General features: G+C 47.6%; 2 tRNA genes and 1 rRNA gene. All 3 read left to right on the top strand.

What is annotated here, in order from left to right:
* Positions 1-85 precede the first annotated feature (85 nt).
* A tRNA-Ile gene (locus tag AC1D02_RS22200) sits at positions 86-162 on the top strand.
* Between the two features lie 20 nt (positions 163-182).
* A tRNA-Ala gene (locus AC1D02_RS22195) sits at positions 183-258 on the top strand.
* 216 nt (positions 259-474) lie between these two features.
* Positions 475-626, top strand: a 23S ribosomal RNA gene (locus AC1D02_RS22190); the annotation flags it as partial.

The following is a 626-nucleotide window of genomic DNA, read 5'->3' as shown; positions in this document are numbered from 1 at the left end:
CCTTTCTAGAGTTGCACAGGCAGAGATGCCGATTCATTGAGCGTCCACTCTTATCGACTGTTAATAAAGATAAAGAACAGCATTTGGGGCTGTAGCTCAGCTGGTTAGAGCACCGTGTTGATAACGCGGGGGTCGTTGGTTCGAGTCCAACCAGCCCTACCAGTTTTGCGCGTGTTACCAATGGGGGATTAGCTCAGCTGGGAGAGCACCTGCTTTGCAAGCAGGGGGTCGTCGGTTCGATCCCGTCATCCTCCACCAAAAAGCTCAAACGTAAGTCGCTAGATTTAGGTTTGATCTTTTAGAGATTAAATGCTGTTCGTTCTTTAACAATCTGGAAGAAGTAAAGTTTTTATCGTTTGACCGACAGGTCAGACGATGGGTAATGATTGTATGTATCAAAACAAGCAACAACGCTGTACTTTCTTATCTCTGTAGCGTCTTTCGGCTTAGTCGGCCGAGAGGTTAACGTTATAGGGACAAGCGAATAAGTGCACATGGTGGATGCCTTGGCGATTACAGGCGATGAAGGACGTAGTAGCTTGCGATAAGCTGCGGGGAGTGAGCAAACACACTTTGATCCGCAGATTTCCGAATGGGGAAACCCGGCCTTTTAGGTCATTGCATAC

It is taken from the genome of Massilia sp. P1_C10 (genome assembly GCF_056406475.1).
The sequence above is the reverse complement of the archived record's forward strand: the minus strand, read 5'-3'. Positions and strand labels throughout refer to the sequence as shown.